This is a genomic window from Streptomyces sp. NPDC058045, from assembly GCF_042885635.1.
Taxonomy (GTDB): Bacteria; Actinomycetota; Actinomycetes; order Streptomycetales; family Streptomycetaceae; genus Streptomyces.
The window spans coordinates 143,920-161,927 of sequence record NZ_JBHVRR010000005.1 but is presented as its reverse complement, the minus strand read 5'-3'; the positions used below and the strand labels follow the sequence as shown (position 1 = coordinate 161,927).

Genomic DNA, 18,008 nt, shown 5'->3' with positions numbered 1-18,008 from the left:
TGTCCTGCGGTACCCGGGCTCAGTTCTGCTCCCGGGCGATCCTGATGGCGATCGATTCCTCCGTTCTTCCCTCTGGATCATTCACTCGCCTGCTGTGGCGGCCCCTGATCACCGCGGGCCACCCGGTCCGGTGGTCAGCCCCGTCGCCGTCGTGCAACAGCCCTGGCTTCGAAACTCCACCACCGCACCGTGATGCGTGCACTGCTGCCCGGCAGTTCGTGTCTGCCGGGCCCTGCTCGATCTCGGCTACGACAGAGACCTTAGCTACGCGAGGGGTCAATGTCTACTCTGGCGAGGATAGATTTTTGGTTGCCTGTTGATGCGGTAATCCTCTCTGGTGGCGTACGGATGGCTGAAGAGGCCGGGCGGCAGCGATGTGGCCACGGTCCGACAGCAGTGAGGGCCCGACTGGTCGTGCCGGTCGGGCCCTCACTGCTGTTCTGGTGTCGTCTCGTGGCCTGCCCTTGCCGCTCAGGTCGCGCTGGTCCCCAGCATGGTGGAAGCCCTCTGGAGCGGGCTGGTAGTGAGCGCGGGCGAGGCCGTGGGGACCGTACGGCAGGTGAAGCCGAGTCGTGTCATGGCCCGGACGACCTCGCCGGCACTGAAGTCGCGGCGGTCCTGGCGGGTGATCGCCTGGCCGACCTGCTTGACGGGGTACTGGCGCCGCCCGATGGTCACCGATTCACCGGTGACCGGCTCGGGCTTGACGCCCTTCATCGTCTCCAGCACGCCGGCCTTGGTCAGGTCGAACGGGAAGCGGGCGATTACACAGCGCATGAGACCTCACAAGGAGAGGGGCGGAAGGACCGACCGTGGGGAGCTGATTCGGCGGGCGAGGGCGAGGACGGCCGGGTCACTGCCGTGCCCGTCACCCACCACGGGCAGGGTGCCGGGCGGGTCGCAGCACTCCGAGCGGTCGGCTTCGGTCGTCGCCCGCGGCGGGGTGAATGGTCCGCTGCCCCGCTGATGTCACGCAGGCGGATCCGGTCCGTGTATCCGGAGCCGTCACGGACGGCGGTGAGCCGGGCCAGGGTGATCAGGCCGGTGCGTATGCCGTCCTCATCGCAGACGAGCAGGTGTCCAACTCCGGCGCCGGCCATGACGGACAGTGCCACCTCGACCGTCATGTCGTCCCAGACCCGCGGTCCGGCTTCCTTCGCGGTATCGGCCACTGCCGTGCGCGTGGTGCCGGCGTTCGTCGGGTGGAGCTGCATCTGAACCAGCGTCAAAAGATGTCTCCTACAGAGAGGGATCAGCTTCAGAGAGGGATCAGCTTCCTGATCACGAAGGTGCTAGGTCGCCTTCTCGACTCGGCGCTGCTGTACGGACGCGCGCCGACTCGTCGAAGCGGGGCGGCGACGGCCGCGGGAGGTGGTGTCGCGCTTGGGGCGTTCGACCACCGGCGCCGTGATGACGACCGGAATGCCGGAGGGAGTCCGGGCGCCGGTGATGCGGTGCAGTTCCGGCTCGCCGGAGCGGATCTGGGTGACCTGCGGCCGGATCCCGGCGTCCGACATGAGGCGGACCATGCCGCGGCGCTGATTCGGCGTGACGAGGGTGACGACGCTGCCGGACTCGCCGGCGCGGGCGGTGCGGCCGCCACGGTGGAGGTAGTCCTTGTGGTCGGTCGGCGGGTCGACGTTGACGACGAGGTCGAGGTTGTCGACGTGGATGCCGCGGGCGGCGACGTTCGTGGCGACGAGCACGGTGATGTGCCCGGTCTTGAACTGCTGGAGGGTGCGGGTGCGCTGGGGCTGTGACTTCCCGCCGTGCAGCGCCGCCGCGCGCACGCCGACGTTGAGCAGGTCCCGAGCCAGTCGGTCGACGGTGTGTTTGGTGTCCAGGAACATGATCACACGGCCGTCGCGGGCTGCGATCTCGGTGGTGGCGGTGTGCTTGTCGGCGCCCTGGACGTGCAGAACGTGGTGCTCCATCGTCGTGACCGCACCGGCCGACGGGTCGACCGAGTGGACGACGGGGTCGGTCAGGTAGCGGCGCACCAGGAGGTCGACGTTGCGGTCCAGCGTGGCGGAGAACAGCAAGCGCTGCCCCTTGGGGCGCACCTGGTCGAGCAGCGCGGTGACCTGTGGCATGAAGCCCATGTCCGCCATCTGGTCGGCTTCGTCCAGCACGATGATGCCGACCTGGTTCAGTCGGCACTCACCACGGTCGATGAGGTCCTTGAGACGGCCCGGGGTGGCCACCACGATCTCGGCTCCGCCGCGCAGCGCGCCGGCCTGCCGACCGATCGACACCCCGCCGACGACCGTGGCCAGGCGAAGCCTGACAGCGCGGGCGTACGGAGTGAGTGCGTCGGTCACCTGCTGGGCGAGCTCGCGGGTGGGGACGAGGATCAGCCCCAGCGGTTGGCAGGGCTCGGCGCGCTGTCCGGCAATGCGGGAGAGCAGGGCGAGCCCGAAGGCAAGGGTCTTGCCGGAGCCGGTGCGCCCGCGTCCCAAGATGTCACGGCCTGCGAGGGAGTTCGGCAGCGTCGCGCCCTGGATCGGGAACGGTACGGTGACGCCTTGCCTGCCGAGTTCCGCCAGCAGCTGCGCGGACATGTCGAGATCGGCGAAGTCCTCCACGGCGGGAATCGCGGCAGTGATCGTCGTGGGGAGCGCGAACTCACCCTGCGGAGCAGAGGTCCGACGGCCGTGACCGCCGGACCGAGCGGGCCCACCGGAACGGCGCGGGGCCCGCGAACCGAAGTGCCGCCCGCCCTTTCCGGCATCGGCACTGCCGCCACGGGTGCGGCTGAAACGGTCGTTCGTACGTGTGCGGTTCATACGGGAACCTTCCTTGATGCGGTGCATATCAAGGAATTCCCGCCAGAACGAACGGCGCAGAGAATTACAAGAATGTACCGATGAAAAACGACAGTGGAGCTGACCGGTAAAGAGAACGCGGGCGCATGCACTGAAATGGGTGGCGTGACGAGGACGCGAGATCCGGGTGCCGTTTTTGGGGCGTGCAGAGACGTGTCCCCGTCCCCGCGTGATCATCCGCCTGCGCTGAGGCTGCGGATCTCGTCAAGTGGGGCCCCGCAGCTGAGGCCAGCGCGGAAAAATCATGCAGCTGGGGCCCGCACCCCGAAGGATGCGGGCCCCAGCTGCAAACTGCGCGTCAGTATCAGGCGGGAACGATGTTCTCGGCCGTCGGGCCCTTCTGGCCCTGCGCGATGTCGAAGGTCACCTTCTGGCCTTCGAGGAGCTCACGGAAGCCCTGGGCGGCAATGTTCGAGTAGTGGGCGAACACGTCGGCGCCGCCACCGTCCTGCTCGATGAAGCCGAATCCCTTTTCCGCGTTGAACCACTTCACGGTGCCATTGGCCATGTCGATCTCCTTTGGGGCAGTGCATCGGGATCCACGCTCTGCGGATGCCGTGTCGCCGCGATGATCATCCCGCCGGAAATTACCGGTCAACACGAAAGCGCTCCCGTCCCGGAATTCGATCGGGGGGCGCTTGAAGTTTTGGGAACCACAACTGCAACTGAAAAGACAGTAGCACGTCTCGGGCCCGCGAGTGGCAAATCATTTCACTCTGCTCGGTGCGCGAAAAACTCTCACCAGGCGGGCCGTTGAACTCTCCCTTCGCGGACGTAGAAATTCAATCTCCGGAAGTCCAACGTTTCTGGGCGAGCGTTGTGCGGCCGTTGGCGCCGTACGGGCGCTTGCCGGATGCAGACGGATCCCGTTCCACCCGGTGTCGTGGTCACGAGTCCCATGGGCAGACCGGGGCGAAGTCGTTCTTCGTTCGCTGGCCATACTTCAGGTGGCAGCTCTCGGGGCCTGCCGCGGGCTCTCCGTCGCGGCTCAGCCCGCTCTCCACCGGGACCGTCACGCCGCCGTGCCGTTCCCTTCAGGCGGAACGTGCCCGCCCGGCGGACTCCAGCACGTCCGTCAGTCCTGAATGCCGTGGCTGTTTGCCGTGACGGGGCGGTGTGCCGCGGTCCAGGCGACGACGGCGCCCCGGAGGGCCGGGTCCCGGCGTCAAGGTGCCCGAGGGCGACATCAATGACGACGTGAGGCTGTTGGTTCATCACCTAGTTCATCACCATGGGCTGCGGCGAAGCCTGCCCGGTCCTCCCCGGCAACCAGTCCCCGGCTGGCAACTCGAGGACCCCGCCGGCCAGGAAGCGGACGACGTACGCCCCTATCTGGGACGAGATCCGTGCCCGCATCGAGACGCTGATCGCGGACATCGACGCGAAGCCGGAGGCGTGAGAGCGGCCAAGGGGAGAGGGACTGTCGCCCGGCTGCTTACGAGTTGGTGCGTGATAGCGGGTGAGGTGTGGACGCCTTGCTCACGGCCGTCTTCAGATGTTGGCCGTGCGGTCGGAGACGAGCCCGGAGATGGCGCGGTAGGTGTCGGGGAGGCGGTCGCGGCGATGGGTCCAGCGGGTCGTTGTTTCAGCGTTTGTGGTCGGTGAGGGCGTGTTCGACCGTGATGCGGTCGGAGGAGTGGCCGTGGCGGTCGCGTTCCCACTGTTCGACCCTGCCGGGCAAAGCTCCTGGCCGGGGTTTTCGTGGCGGTGTGATCGCTTGCCCTCGGTGGTCGCGGCTCAGGCCCAGGTAGCCGTCGTCCAGGAGGACCTCGACGTCGGGGTGGTGCCGAAGGCAGACGGCGATGCTTCGTTGCGGGCGACCGTGGCGTCGTGCATACGCCCAGGTCGCAGGGCGTCGGTCCATAACGTGCGGCCTTGATCACCGACGGTGACGGTGGCCTTCATGGTGTTCTGCTTCTTCCTGCCTGATACGAACACCTGACGTCCGCCAAGGCCAGCGGGTGGTCGGCGGACCTGGATCTCGGTTGCGTCCAAACACACTCGATGCCCTCGGCCTGGGCATAGGCAAAGACGTCCGTCAGCGTTCGAAGCCGCAGGTCGGGACGGTCGGTGGCGCGCACCCCCGGTCCGCCAAGAGCGTGCGCACCTCTCCGCTCGCCCGGGTGACGGTGGACCGGTCGACGTCGAACAGCAGCCCCAGCACTGAGTGCGGCAGGTCGTGCCTCAGATGGATCAGCGTGGCCACCAGCCGATCAACGAACACCAGCTGATGGCCTGCGCGCCGGCGGCTTCGGCTCGCTTGCGGACCCCGCCTCGCGCAGCATGGCGACGGCCCTTGACCCCGGCCTGCCACGGCTCGGCCAACTCCTCGATCAGGTACGCAAGATGCCGCCGAGAGTGCCCTGTGAACAGCCGATGCGCCAGCACCGCCCGGTTGACCGTGATCGCCACAGCGGGATCATGCATCCACCTGGCACGACACCTCACCCGCTATCACGCACCAACTCGTAAGGGCTGTTCGACTCCACCCCTGACCACGGGCCCGCCCCGCCGACAGTCACCTCATCGCCCGAGCCCGACCTCGAACCGGACTTCAGCTCACGCACCACACTCTTAGTTCGCCGTCGCGAATGCTGATGGCTTCGGGTATGCCAATCTGTGGATGGCTCGCAGCGGGACGAACCTTGGCAGTTTCGCCCCCCGGAAGGTGTTCTGAGTGAGAAGCTCACTCCGTGGGACGAAACAGCCAGCGCCGCCGCCTCGCTCGTACAGGGCGAAAGAACTCTGTAAGCCCGCCTGACCTCTCCGAGGTCTCGCGCGCTCGTGCGGCTAAACGCCTGCGGGCCGACATCGCTGCTTGGTTGGAAGTCCCTTCCAGCGGGCCGGGTCGGTCATTCATCGAGGGGGAGCATCCGTCCGACCCGACGATGGTCTGGGGCATCCTCATGCACTGGCTCGTCGCTGCTAGAGAGCAGATATCCGAGGAGCAGGCTCGCGACGCTGTCAACTGGGTCTCAGATGCGCTCGGTATCCATCATGATGATCTTCTGTACGCAGCCGGGCTCATCGGGCATCCGGACGCTCCTAACGTGACCCTCAACGAAGGTGTGGAGCACTACGGTGAGGACGCCCTGACCTTCGTGCTGTACATGCTGCTCCTGAGCGGTGCCCTCGTTGCCACGGTAGGAAACGGAGACCCCGACTGGCTACGCCAGTTCGACATCAAGACATAGAGGTCGGTCGGTAGGGGCTCACCCCGCACGGGCTCCGGCACACGCACAAGACCGTCATGGAGGACCTGGGTACACCTCCCAAGCTGATGGACGAGCGTCTCGGTCATGAGGACGGTTCGGTCCAGGCCCGGTGCGCCCACATCGCGTCGGGTATGCGGCAGCGGCTCATGGACGGGCTCACCGAGCAGTGGGAGCAGTCGCTCGCGGCGAGGCTCGCGCTTCACCCGCGGTCTTCGGTCCGGGCGCTCGATGAACTACTGAGAGCGCGTCACTCGTAGCAGTGATCAAACGGGGTCGCCTTCCTTTGGGAGGGAGGCCCCGTTTGCGTGTCTGGGGTCCGCTGCCACTCCCCGGGAGTGGGGAGTTTCCATGATCCACTCCCCGCTCACTCCCCGGAGGCAACCGAACAACAGGTCAGGCCCGGTTTCCTTGGAAGGAAACCGGGCCTGACCTGGTCCTGCGTCTGTCGGGGTGGCGGGATTTGAACCCACGACCTCTTCGTCCCGAACGAGGTTCGGGCGGAATCAGCACCAGCAAAATCCACGTTTCGCCTAGTCAGAGCGTTGGACCGGGATGGTCTCGGGTGGTCTCGAACGGGCTTGGAGAGCGGATCGGCTCCCAGGTGGCTCCCAAGGCTGGGGTCCTCTCGCACGAGTCGTTGAGCGAGGGCGAACGAGGGGCGGGAGAGTCATGTGTCGCCCGTCGTATCCGTTCCTGCGCCGTTTGGGCTTTCCACATGCCAGAGCAGCGCGGACGCCCACTCGAGGGCCAGACGCCAGCCACACAACGGAACGACGTAGCCACTGACCACGAGAACAATCAGAAAGAAGCTCCCCCGGCCTGGTTGCAAGGGGTATGCATTGAGGGCGTGATCGGCCACATTCACTAGAGCCGATACGGAGGGGGAGTCGATGACGATCAAGGTGCTTCCGGTGTCCGGAGAGCAGACCGATCTGCTCGGCGCTGTTGTGGCCCTGGGGGACCGGTACACCAAATGGCTGGGGCTGCTCACGCCGCCTGCCTATCGTGCGGCCGCCGAGGAAGGCGGCCTTCTCGTCGCTGTCGAGGGTGAGAAGGTCGTCGGGTATGCGCTGTTCGGTCTGCCGAAGCGCAATACCCATGTGCGCCTGGCTCACCTTTGTGTGGCCGAGGCACACCGAGACAAGGGCATCGCCCGCCGACTGATTCAGGCCATTCGTGAGCGGCACCCAGAGCGGCTGGGGATCAGGGCCAGGTGCCGGCGTGACTATGACCTCAGCGGGATGTGGACCAGCCTGGGTTTTGTCCCTCTTGGTGAAGGGCTGGGCCGCGGCCGGGACCAAGAGACCCTGGACACCTGGTGGCTCGGCTTGGGACACCAGGATCTGTTCGCGGAGGTCCAGAGCGACGCCCTGCTGGTGGTGACTGTGGACCACAGCGTCTTTGCCGGCCTCCGAGGTAATGGCACCGCGTCCGATGTCGAGGACTCGCGCGCCCTGGAAGCCGGCTGGCTAGCCGACCTGATCGAGCTCGCGTTCACGCCTCAGTTGTTGCACGATGTGCGAGATGTCGCCGATCGAACCACCCGGCAGCATCAGCGGGCTGGGCTGCCGAGCCTTCGGCAAATCACCCCTGCCCCGGACACCGTGGCTGCCCGGCACAAGGAACTCCTGGCCGCCGTGGAGAAGAATCTGCCGGAGTTGCCACTCGATGCGAAGGTGCGGAGCAGGCTGAAGTACGTGGCCGAGACGTCCTGCGCCGGACTCCAGATTCTGGTGACCCGTGACCCGGCGCTGGCTCGGCTGTCCGACGTCGCCTGGGATATCGCCGGCGTCAAGGTAGTCGCTCCGTCCGTGGTGACCCTTCACGTCGATGAGTTGCGCCAGGCCCAGCTCTACCGGCCCAAGGACCTCTTGGGCACCGCGCTCTCCGCAGGAGAGGTGGCGCCGGGCGGCGAGGGTGAGCTGGTCGCCTTCTTCGACCAAGCGGACAGCGACAACGGATCTGCCTTCCAGGAGCGACTCAAGGACTTCGCCAACGATCAGACCCTGTGGCGACGGGAACTACTGAGGGACGGCGAGGGGCGCCCGGTGGCCCTGTACGTCTGGGCCTTGGATGGCCGCAACCTGAACGTCCCGTTGCTGCGTACCGCGACGCATCCGCTCGAAGAGTCCCTCGCCCGACAGCTGCTCCTGATGCTCAAACGCCTCGGGCGTGATCGCAAGGCACAGGCCATCCGGATTACGGATCCCTTTCTCTCGCCCGTAGCTCGGGCGGCGGCCGGTGCGGACGGTTTTACCGAGCAATCAGGCGACCTCGTCGCACTGCTTGTGGACGTCTGCGGGTCTGCCGCTGAAGTGTCCGCTGCGGCGACTGGGATCGCCAGCCGCCTGGGGCTTGCCGTACCCGAGCTGCACGCCGGACTCCCCGCTGAAGTGGCGAGCACCGCTGAGCGTGCCTGGTGGCCTGCGCAGATCATCGACTCCAAACTGCCGTCGTTCAGCGTACCCATCGAGCCTCGATGGTCCGCCGAACTGTTCGACCTCCCGACCATGCTGGTGCCGCGCGACGAGGTATTGGGCATCAGCCGCAGCATGTCTACTACCGCTCGCCGGGCCACCGGAGTGAGAGCGTCCCTGCCCGCCTTCTCTGGTACGTGAGCAAGGGCGGGCCGGGACAGCAGGGGCAGATGGTCATCGGGTGTTCGCGCTTGGACGAGGTGGTGATCGACGAGCCGGATACCCTCTTCTCGCGGTTCGAACATCTGGGCGTATATGGTCGTGAGCAAGTTCGCGCGGTGGCCGAACCCTACGGCAGTGCAATGGCGTTGAGGTTCTCGGACACCGAACTCTTCCCGGTGCCGGTGTCGCTCGGACGTTTCAAAGCGTTGGCAGAGGATCTGGGTCTACCGTTGTCGTTGATCTCGCTGTCCAAGATCAGCAACGCGCTTTTCCAGGCGGTTTACAGAGAGGGGCACCGAAAGACGTGAGTGATCCGGAGTGCGCAATGCTGCTGTCCGTCCATCCCAGGTTCGCGTCGGCGATCCTGGCCGGCAGCAAGACGGTGGAGGTGCGGCGGCAGCGCGTCGCGGCGCCTCCCGGCACCCGCGTGCTCCTCTATGCAACAGCGCCGACGATGGCCATCGTGGGCATGGCCAGCATTGCCTCCGTGCAGGTGGCTTCTCCTCGCGATGTGTGGTCGGCCAGCCGCACCCGCGCTGGGATCAGCAGGCGCGAGTACGACGCCTACATGAGCGGTGCGGCACAGGCAAGCGGTCTCACTCTTGAGGATCCCGTCACGTTCGAAGAACCGGTGCCGCTGAGCGCCCTCAGGGCCGTCGGCTCCTTTCACCCGCCACAAAGTTACCGGTACCTGAAGAGGGAAGATCTGCGGCAGTTGGCAGAAGCGGCACAGACCGGTGGTGATGAGGCCCTGCGCAGTGTGCTGAGCGACGCCGTTCCGGCCTGACGGCTGCAACGCTCACCGTACTGCCGGACCCTCGGCGGCGGACTGCGCGGCTTTATGCCAGGTCGTCCACCAGCAAGTCGAGGGTGGCCTCCTCGTGAAGCGCAACCCCGAGGGCGGTCATCGCAGGGGCGAGACCCGGGTCCCAGGCCGCGCTGACGGGGTGGCCGTCGAGAGGCAGTTGTGGGATTCCCTTGGCCTGGCTGCGTGCGGCAAGGTGCTCGTAGTCCTCGGCGCACATGCGCCATGGCTGGGCCCCGTAGCGGCGGATGATCCGGTTCGCCAGAGCGATGCCCGGCCAGTCGAAATCGCCGTGATACGCGAAACGGCAACCGGTGGCGGCGAGAGCATCGAGGAGCGTGAGGACCACCGTGGCGGCGCTGCCGGAGGTGCACACTAGGGCGCGGACACCGGCAGCGTCCGCCGCAGCCTCCACCACGCGTGGGTTCTCACAGATGTGGATCACTGTTCCGGCAGGCAGTTGCAGTTGCAGGTCGTGCAGGTCCCGGGAGGTGAGGTGGGCTTCGGCGTGATGGTCGGTCCGCTCCCGCAGGGCCTGCTCCCGCCATCCCCCACCTACGGGCCGCAGCCCGTAGGTCAGCACGGTGCTGGAGACCTCGTCCGGTGTGACGGACACGAGCCGCCAGAGTGCGCGCCGACCGGACGCGTCGCCGGGGAACTCGGTGCCGTGGGCGAGGGCGATGCCGCGTTGGACGAGGCGTGCGAGCCAGGTGCCGTCGTCCAGGCCGTGTGCGGACCCGGTCGCCATGGCGGCGAGTTCTCCTCGGCCCCGGGTGCCACCCCCCTCCGGGCCGAGCAGCAGGGTGAGGACGTGGACTGCCTGTTGGAGCGTCCGTACCGACGTTTCCGGCGTCACACCTCTCGGGATGCCGGTACGGCGGAGCAGCTCGTACCACTGTCCAGCCCAGTCCTGGCCGGTGAGCGGAGAGGCGTCCAGCACCGAGGCGAGCGACGACCAAACATGCTCGCGCCGTGCCGCGATGCCCGCGCGGACGGCACGGCGGTCGGTGAGCGGCTGACCGAGTTCCTCCAGGACCTCTCTGAGCCCGAGCCCGGCAGCCGAGGCGCGCAGGCGGGCGTCGAGCATGTCCAGGTGCACAGTGGCGGTGGCCCCTGTGAAGGGCTTGCCCAGCAGGAGCGACAGGGCGTTGCGTTCCTGGGCGTTCACCGAGGTCAACCGGAGGGAACCGGTGGCCTGCACGCCGTTGCTCTCCAGGCGCTTGCGTACCGCCTCCCAGAGCCGGGTGAGCCCGGGACCGGCCAGCCAGTCCCGTGTCGCCGTGGGTAGCTTGCTCATACGGACACCAGACGCCGGTGCCGGCCGTTCCAGGTGTAGTGCAGGGTGGCCACCCCGCGCACATGGGGATCGCGGAGGCACTCGTAGATGTGCAGGGACGGCACCTCCGGCCAGTTGCCCATAAGTCGTTCGCTGGTGAGGACGAAGTCGAGATCGAGGTCAACGAGGATGCGTCCCAGCCTCCCGTGAGTGGGTTCGTCGACCTTGGCGAAGGCGTCGTCGAGCAGGATCAGCCGCGGGGCGTGGGGTGCGGACTCGGCGAGGCTGGTGAAGTGGGCGGCGGCCGCGGCGAAGAGCACGAGGTAGGAGAGCACTCGCTGCTCGCCCTGGCTGAGCCCGGTGCGGCCGGTCAGTTTCCGCCTGCGTCCCGGGGCGGCGTCCTCGACCACGAAGGTGTGGAAGCGGAACCAATCACGGTAGTCGAGCGCGGTCCGCAGATGGGCGGCGTAACCGGCTGAGGGATCGGCCCGTCGGGCATCCTCGATTCGGCGTTGCAGCACCTCGCGGAGCTGCTCGGTCTGCTCACGCGTGCGCAGGCTTGACGGACTGCGCAGCAACTCGACAGCCGCCCGCACGTCTGCGTCGACGTCCTCGTCCAGCTTCCACAGCAGTTCCACGCCGAGACCGTGGGAGGTGCGTACGGTCCGCAGGGTGTCGTTGAGAGCCGCGACCAGGTTCGCCGCGGTGATGACCTGGGCCGAGAGATGGTCGCCGAGCTCGCCGGTCAGGAACCGCTGGAATACCTCACCTTCGCGCTCGGTGAGCCGTCCCCGGGCCTCTGCCGCTTGGACAGCGATCCGCTCACCCACGGCCGCGACATCGTGGGAACCGTGGTCGTCGATCAGGCGGCACACCTTGATGCCGTCGCGTTCCTCCAGTTGCGCGTCGTAGCCGCCGGCCAGCTGGTCGCGCAGTTCGGTGTGCCGGTTGAGCAGGGTGCTGTCCGAGACCTCGCCCTTCGGACGGCCGAGGGTCTGTTCCACGGCGTCGGCCAGTGTCCGCAGTGCTCGTAGACGGCTGCGGACGTCCGAGCCGGGGTCGTCCACCACGTCCTCGGGCAGTGCGGACCGGTCCAGCCCGGCACCGTGCACCACCTCCGGTCGGCCGAGTGCGCCGCGAAGGGCCCCGCCGGTTGCAATAACTGCCGTCTCCTGGGCGGTCAGGTCCTCGCGCAAGCGCTTCTCCTCCTCTTCCGCGCGCACGCGCCGGTCGTGCAGATCGTTCCGGATACGTTGTGCTGCCGGGACGGCCTGGGCGGCGTGCGTGATGCGCTGTCTGGTTTCCTGCTCGCGGGTGAGGATCTCTTCTTCGGTCGCCCCGATGGCCTCCTCGCGGGTGCACAGGTCCTGTTGCGCGGTACGCAGCCCGTTGAGGCGAAGCCGGTAGTTCTCCTCCGCGGCTAGGCGATCTCTACGGGCGCGGTCGTAACGCTCGGCATCGGCGTGATGGGTGCCGAGCCGCTCGCCCGTGCTGCCGATCGCTCGGCGAAGATGTCCGATGCCGGTGAGAAGGGCAGCCAGCGCGGTGCGTACGCGTTCCAGCTCGGCGGGGTCACTAGGCAGGTCGTGGGCGGTAGCGGTGGCGTCAGCCTCGGCGCGGGCGGCTACGGCGAGGGCGCGGGCGTCCTCGGCCAGCCGTGCCACGCGGGTGGCCTTGGCGGTCAGGTCACGCAGTGTCCTCTCGTCCGACTCGGCTCTGCTCCAGGCGTAGGCGAGACTGCGTGCCTGGGGGAAGTCCTGCTCCGCGAGCCTGAGGGCTCGACGCTGGGCGTCGGCCTCGGTGAGTTCGTGACGGGCGTCGGCCAGCCGCTGCTCCGTCTGCGTGAGCCGCTGTTCCAGCTCCGCCAGGATGCGCCGTCGGGTCTCGGCGCGTACGGCGGCTCCCACGTACTCGGCGTCACTCTTGTGGTGCCGGCCGCTGAGGATGCCCAGACGCCAGCTTCCGTCGTAGTGCACCGCGTCATGAGCGGTCGTTTCCTCGGCCGGTGCGAGCGCGATGGCGGCCAGCAGGTGTTCCACCTGCTCGGACGTGACTCCACACCCCGGTTGCGGCGCTGGGCGCAAGGCCGAGGCGAGGGTCAGCCCATCCGGCAGCGCGGGGCCGGGACGCAGCAGAGTGTCACGGGTGCCGGGGTCGACAAGAGCGCCGTCCGCGCCGACCCACGCGTCCAGGATTCCGCTGGCTTCCAGCGCTGCTTCCAGACCGGCCCGACGCGCGGGGCTCAGATCATCCACGAAATCCACCAGCCGGTAGAAGGGCGCTCCGGTGCCCGGTGTCCTTTCGGCGACGCGGTGGTGGGGGACCGGCGGCTCGGGATCCGTACGTCGCTCCCAGTCACGCTTCTGACTCGCCAGGCGGCCGAGTTCCTCATCGAGCCGGCCGACGGTGAGTGCGAGGGCGTCGCGGCGCCGGGTGAGTTCCTCGCCGTACGGCTCCAGTGCGGCATGGGCGGCCTGCCACGCCTGGCTGTCGATGTCGGACGGGAGCGTGCGGTCCGCGAACGGGGCGTCGGTGGAGCTCTCGAAGGCGACCGTGGCGTGGACGGCGTCCAGCGGCGGGCAGTCGGACCCGACGGAGGCCCGCGTGCGTGTTACCCACTCGGCGACCCGGCGGGCATAGGCACCGCTCTCCTCGGCGACCTTCTCGCGGCCGGCGTCGAGACGGCCGGCGGCCTCTTCCGCCTCGCCCTCCAGTCGCTCCCGCTCGGTGTCGGCCTGCACCGCCCGGCTTCGGGCCTCCTCGGCCCGCGCGGAGAGACGCGTCACCTTCTGGACCATCCGGGCCCGGTTCTTCGTGACCGTCTCGGCATCCTCCAGCTGTCCCTGCCAGGACCGCAGTCCTTCCTGTACTTCGGCCGTGTTCACACGGACGACCGATGGCTGCCGCACGGTGTGCGTCTCCCCGTCCGGAGCGGTCAGCTCCGTCTCGCCGGCCTGGGAGCGAACGGTGCGGGGCAGGGCGACTGTCTCGCCGAGATGGCCGGTGGTAAGTCCCGCCTTCTCCGCCTGCGTCAGCAGTTCCCGGTGCTCAGTGCCCAGTTCGGCGAGCCGACTCCCGAGGTGGTCGACACCGTCGGCCAGGCGCTCGGCTGCGCCCTCCTCTGCGCCGTGTGCGTTGCTGAGGGCGGTGAAGGCGGACACAGCGGCGGTGTGCAGCGCCTCGACCGTGCTTCGGCGTTCCGACAGTTCGCGCAGGCTGCGGTAGGCGTGGCTGGCGTGCAGGGCGGCGAGGTCGGTCCGGGCGGCTTCTTCCTCTTCGCGCAGGGTTTCCAGCCGGGCTTCCGACTCCTCCTCCTGCGTCCTCAGCTCGCTGGTCCGCTGTGCGGCGCCTCCGGTCACCCGGCGTCGCTGCGCGAGGATCTCCAGCTCCCGGCTCACCGCCTGCGCGGAGGTGCGCAGGACACCGGACAGGTAGCCGCGGTAACTCGTGAGGAAGGTGCGCAGCGCCGTATCGGTGCGCTCCAGGCGGCCGAGTTCGTCACGCACGGCGTCGAGGTCGTGGAGGTTGCGCGCGACCTTCTCGACCACGTCCTCGTCGAGTCCCGGCAAGGTCTCGCTCAGCAGGGAAGCAAGTCCACCGTGCTCGATGCGGTCCCCGACGGTGGGCCGCCGCAGCCGGTGGAGGAGCTGGGTGAGGTTGCGGTAGCGGGTTGCGTCAGTGATGCCGAACAGTTCCCGGGCCACCCGCGAGCGGTGGACGACCGCGCGATCGGTGACGTTGTCGGAGCCAACGATCTCCTTGAGCCGGTCGAGCGGCAGGGGCTTTCCGCCTTCGACCAGGTGCAGGTCCTCACCGACGCGCAGCGGGCTGACGAAGAACGCCGGCAGCGCCTTCTGCGTCGACTTCGAGGCGCGGATGGCGGCGCCGAGGGTGAGGTGGCGATGGTCGCCGCCGTCGGTCGTGCCCCGGAACTCCACCCACAGGTAGCCGAGACGGTTGGTCTGCTCGAACCCGTCCAGCATCAGCCAGGCGAGAGTGGTCCGGCCGGTGCCCGTCGCGTCCAGTGCCCGTGAGTCGCCGTCCAGCAGATACGGGAGCAGCATTTCCAGGGCCTTGGACTTGCCCGCGCCGTTCTTGCCGCGCAGGAGCAGCCGTCCGTCGCCGAAGGCGAACTCCTGCTCGTCGTACTGCCAGACGTTCTCGATGCCCGCGCGGTGCAGCCGGAAGCGGGTGCCGGCGGTGGTGGTGGGGCCGGAACGCGGCAGCGGGACGAGGCCACGCGCATCGGTGGTCACAGCGGCAACTCCTCCTGAACATCAGTGCCCTTGCCGGCTGCGGTGGCCGGGCGCACGGTCACGTGGGTGCCGTAGCGTGCCGCCGCGGCCAGCAGCACCCAGCTGACACCGCCAGGACGTCCCCTGCGGACATCGGTCACGGTGCGTCCCTCCGGTGCCTCTTCGGCGTACCCCTCCGGCAGGCCATAGCCCTCGGCACGCAGCCGGCCGGTCCGGGCCATCAGCCGCATGCGGGCCAGCAGGTCCAGCACGGCCTCCCGCAGGGCGCGGATGTCTTCCAGGTAGCCACGCTGCCAGTTGCTGCGCTGTCCGTACTCGGCGACCAGTTCGGCCAGCAGCTCGTCCACCAGGCCGTCCGGGACTGTCACGCCGATGACGAGCGTCCCTCCGGTCGCCGGGTGCCCGGGCTCCTGCGGCCGAAGGCGCTCCGCGAGCCGTTCCACCAGCAGCAGCGCGGCCTGTGCGACCGTCCCGGTGCCGGGCAGGTGCAGGTCCGTCAGCGCGTCCTCGGGGTCCACCAGCGCCACTCCTTCAGCGCGGATCTCCATTTCCAGGCCCAGAAGTTCGGAGAACGCCTGCGCTTCGCGGCGCTGCCGGGTGCGCAACCAGTCGCGTTCGGCGTCAGTCAGCTCGTCCAAGTAGACGACGGGTGTCTCGACGAGCATCCGGCGCACATAGGTGCGAGGACCGCCGAACCCCGGGTCCGCTGCCCGCCGGACCAGGTCGGCGCCATCACTGGCCTGGGCGAGCGGGCCGGCGACGACGACACGGGCCAGCTCGCGGTCCACTGTGATCAGAGCCTCTTCGCCCGCATCGTGCGCGAGAGCAGCCACATGGCCCTCAGTCTCGATGAGGACGCCCCACTCGACCAGCAGGCGCAGAGCCGCTACCAAGGTCCGTTTCCCGGCCGCCCTACCTGTCTCCTCCAGCTCGATCTCCGCGTCGGCCGCGGCGGCCCTGATGTCGGCCACCAGCTGTGACAGCAGCAGTTGTTCGGGTGCGGTCACCAGCACGGACAGGGCCAGCGCGAGACAGGCGTAGGTGTGCGGGGTGAAGGGGGTACCGGTGGCGCGCTCCAGCCGGCGGCCCGCGCCTGCTCCCAGCCCCGCCTTGAAGAGCCGGGCGTAGGAGCTGTCGACCAGCAGGCGGTAGCCAAGCACCTGCTGGAACCGCTTGCCCAGCCAGTCGGCGTGCCTGCGGATGAGCGGGAAGAGGTCGGAGTGCGGGCCGTCCGCGGTGACGAGCGGGTGGGCGAGCAGCAGTCGGGCGGCGCTGCGGCGCTCGGCGGCCAGGGCGACGTCGTGTGCCGAGGGGAGGGTCATGACACGATCACCTCCGCATCGCTGTCTGTGGCGCCGGATGAGGTACGGCCGACGTCCAGCTCCAGGTCGTCCAGCAGCAGGTCGCCGTCGACCGAGTGCAAGACGCACCGGGCGCCCGCTGTGCGTCGCACGGTGAGCCGGATGCCCAGCTCGGCGTCCTCGCTGTGCGCCAGGTCGAGGTCGAATTCCGTCGCGCCCACCCGGTCCGTGTCGGCGCGACGCCGGAGCTGTGCGTTCCCGAGTGCGGTGGCCAGCAGCTCCAGGAGCAGACCGAGCGCTGCAGAGGTGAGACGCACCTCGGCGAACCGGCCTGAGGCACTGCGCAGTTCGTCCGCCGCCGCTGCTCTGGCTGCCGCCCGCTCACGGGCTGCCTCCCGCAGCCGCCCTTTCTGCGCGGAGTGGTCCTCCACAGCGGACGTCCGGCCCCGCTGGGCGCGGCTGCCCCTTTCCCGCAGGGCCACCGGCACCTCGACCACCGGACCGGTCCACCAGCTCGTGTAGGCGGGCACCACCTCGTCGGTGGCCGGGGGTATGCCCAGATGGCGGGCGCCGTAGAGCCCGAAGGCGGCGACGGCGATGTCATGCGCGTCCTGCGGCGCCGCTTCCTCGAACCACCGGGCCAGCCGCAGCAGGTCCTTGCGCCGGGACATTTCCCCGGTGGCCGACCGCAGCATCCGCTTGGCGTTGGCGAGCAGCGACTGCAATGCGCGCAAGGTGGCGTCCCGCAGTTGATCGACCTGGCTGCCCTGCCCGTCGGTGTCGCTGAACCAGCCGCGCAGGCCCTCCCAGTCCGCGAACTCGCGCCCACGGCTGCGCTGCACCCGTGTCTCCAGGCGGCTGTCGCTCTGCGGTGACAGGCCGGTGAGCCCCTGTGCGTGGGCGTCCAGCCGGGCGAGCAGATCCGGGACGTGCGGCCACAGCTTTTCCAGTGCCGCCGAGATCCGGGGCGCGCGGAACGCCACGTCTTCAGTGATCGCCTCGACGTAGTCGAGGAGCAGCTCCTTGAAGCCCTGGTACTCGGTGCTGTCCAGGTCGTACCGGGCCAGAACCTGGCCGAGGCAGGCGTAGAAGTCCCGGATGGAATCCGCGAACTCGGTGAACTGCACGAACAGCGTGCTGACCCGCTCCAGCCCGTCCTGCGGTTCGATGCCGCCGGGCGCGGTCACGAGCTCGGCCAGCTCCCTGAGCCCGCGCTCGACGAGAGCGAGCAGCTCGTTGCTCACCTCGCGGGCCGCGTCTGCCTCGGCCAGGACCTCATCGGCGTCCCGCTGGATGCGCTCGCCCAGCTTCGACAGCTGGTAGCGCGCACGGGACCGCTGGTACTCGCTGATACTGGATGCCTTCACGGTGTGGCTGCTGCGCAGCAGGTTGCCCCACTTCACCAGCTGTTCGAGCCGGACGGTGAGGGTGTCGGCGTCGAGCCCGGCAGCAGGTCCGCCAGCCTGGCGCAGCTTGGCCATGACTTCCGACACGGAAAGGTCCGCCAACAAGGTCCCGCAGAAGACCCGCATGATCGCGACGTGCTCCAGTCGCTCGGGCGCGCTGAGGTAGGTGTACGCGTCCAGACGCCGACGCGCCTCGCTGTGGGCGTCCTGCGTTGCGGCGTCTTGCGCTGCGCCGGGTGCGGGTGCCTCCATGCATGCGAGGTTACGCGGCGCGTTCGCCTGCCA

At 68.5% G+C, this 18,008-nt stretch carries 13 protein-coding genes and 2 pseudogenes; 6 read left to right on the top strand and 9 right to left on the bottom strand.

The window, feature by feature from the left end; genetic code table 11:
• Window positions 1-471 precede the first annotated feature (471 nt).
• The 4 genes from ACFVST_RS05550 to ACFVST_RS05535 all read right to left on the bottom strand — a co-directional run bounded on the left by ACFVST_RS05550 (window position 472) and on the right by ACFVST_RS05535 (window position 3,333).
• Window positions 472-777, bottom strand: a complete 306-nt coding sequence (locus tag ACFVST_RS05550; RefSeq protein WP_390147133.1) for an SCO5918 family protein — start codon at window positions 775-777, stop codon at window positions 472-474.
• Window positions 765-1,100 carry a CBS domain-containing protein gene (locus ACFVST_RS05545; RefSeq protein ID WP_390147181.1) on the bottom strand — a complete coding sequence of 112 codons (336 nt, stop codon included), beginning with the start codon at window positions 1,098-1,100 and terminating at the stop codon, window positions 765-767. Before ACFVST_RS05545 ends, ACFVST_RS05550 begins: the two co-directional genes overlap by 13 nt.
• A gap of 192 nt (window positions 1,101-1,292) precedes the next feature.
• Window positions 1,293-2,786 (bottom strand): DEAD/DEAH box helicase, encoded by a 1,494-nt coding sequence (locus tag ACFVST_RS05540; protein WP_390147131.1) that lies wholly within the window; start codon window positions 2,784-2,786, stop codon window positions 1,293-1,295.
• Window positions 2,787-3,129: 343 nt separating this feature from the next.
• Window positions 3,130-3,333, bottom strand: coding sequence for a cold-shock protein (locus ACFVST_RS05535; RefSeq protein ID WP_055566644.1), 204 nt, complete (start codon window positions 3,331-3,333; stop codon window positions 3,130-3,132).
• A 723-nt stretch (window positions 3,334-4,056) separates the two neighbouring features.
• Here ACFVST_RS05535 and ACFVST_RS05530 point away from each other — a divergent pair.
• A complete protein-coding gene (locus tag ACFVST_RS05530; protein WP_390147129.1) occupies window positions 4,057-4,224 on the top strand; it encodes a hypothetical protein in 168 nt (55 codons plus the stop codon).
• A 92-nt stretch (window positions 4,225-4,316) separates the two neighbouring features.
• Here ACFVST_RS05530 and ACFVST_RS05525 read toward each other — a convergent pair.
• Window positions 4,317-5,252, bottom strand: a pseudogene (locus ACFVST_RS05525) (transposase family protein).
• A gap of 266 nt (window positions 5,253-5,518) precedes the next feature.
• Here ACFVST_RS05525 and ACFVST_RS05520 point away from each other — a divergent pair.
• From ACFVST_RS05520 to ACFVST_RS05500, 5 genes and pseudogenes are all read left to right on the top strand, one after another.
• Window positions 5,519-6,019, top strand: a complete 501-nt coding sequence (locus ACFVST_RS05520) for a hypothetical protein (RefSeq protein ID WP_390147127.1) — start codon at window positions 5,519-5,521, stop codon at window positions 6,017-6,019.
• Window positions 6,020-6,033: 14 nt separating this feature from the next.
• Window positions 6,034-6,297 (top strand): annotated as a pseudogene (locus ACFVST_RS05515) (LacI family transcriptional regulator); the annotation flags it as partial.
• Between the two features lie 633 nt (window positions 6,298-6,930).
• The gene (locus tag ACFVST_RS05510) at window positions 6,931-8,658 is read left to right on the top strand and encodes a GNAT family N-acetyltransferase (RefSeq protein ID WP_390147125.1); all 1,728 of its coding nucleotides are present in this window, start codon (window positions 6,931-6,933) and stop codon (window positions 8,656-8,658) included.
• Window positions 8,655-8,987 carry a hypothetical protein gene (locus ACFVST_RS05505; RefSeq protein WP_390147124.1) on the top strand — a complete coding sequence of 111 codons (333 nt, stop codon included), beginning with the start codon at window positions 8,655-8,657 and terminating at the stop codon, window positions 8,985-8,987. Before ACFVST_RS05510 ends, ACFVST_RS05505 begins: the two co-directional genes overlap by 4 nt.
• 17 nt (window positions 8,988-9,004) lie before the next feature.
• Entirely contained in the window at window positions 9,005-9,466 is a 462-nt protein-coding gene (locus tag ACFVST_RS05500) for an ASCH domain-containing protein (protein WP_096622819.1), read from the top strand.
• A gap of 52 nt (window positions 9,467-9,518) precedes the next feature.
• Here ACFVST_RS05500 and ACFVST_RS05495 read toward each other — a convergent pair whose 3' ends face one another.
• Genes ACFVST_RS05495 through ACFVST_RS05480 form a run of 4 tightly spaced genes read right to left on the bottom strand, consistent with a single transcriptional unit; the run spans window position 9,519 to window position 17,975 of the window.
• Window positions 9,519-10,781 carry a TIGR02679 family protein gene (locus tag ACFVST_RS05495; RefSeq protein WP_390147122.1) on the bottom strand — a complete coding sequence of 421 codons (1,263 nt, stop codon included), beginning with the start codon at window positions 10,779-10,781 and terminating at the stop codon, window positions 9,519-9,521.
• Window positions 10,778-15,016 carry a TIGR02680 family protein gene (locus ACFVST_RS05490; protein WP_390147120.1) on the bottom strand — a complete coding sequence of 1,413 codons (4,239 nt, stop codon included), beginning with the start codon at window positions 15,014-15,016 and terminating at the stop codon, window positions 10,778-10,780. Before ACFVST_RS05490 ends, ACFVST_RS05495 begins: the two co-directional genes overlap by 4 nt.
• Window positions 15,013-16,338 (bottom strand): TIGR02678 family protein, encoded by a 1,326-nt coding sequence (locus ACFVST_RS05485; protein ID WP_390147118.1) that lies wholly within the window; start codon window positions 16,336-16,338, stop codon window positions 15,013-15,015. The genes ACFVST_RS05490 and ACFVST_RS05485 overlap by 4 nt, the downstream gene beginning before the upstream one ends.
• Entirely contained in the window at window positions 16,335-17,975 is a 1,641-nt protein-coding gene (locus ACFVST_RS05480) for a TIGR02677 family protein (protein WP_390147116.1), read from the bottom strand. The genes ACFVST_RS05485 and ACFVST_RS05480 overlap by 4 nt, the downstream gene beginning before the upstream one ends.
• Window positions 17,976-18,008: the final 33 nt, after the last annotated feature.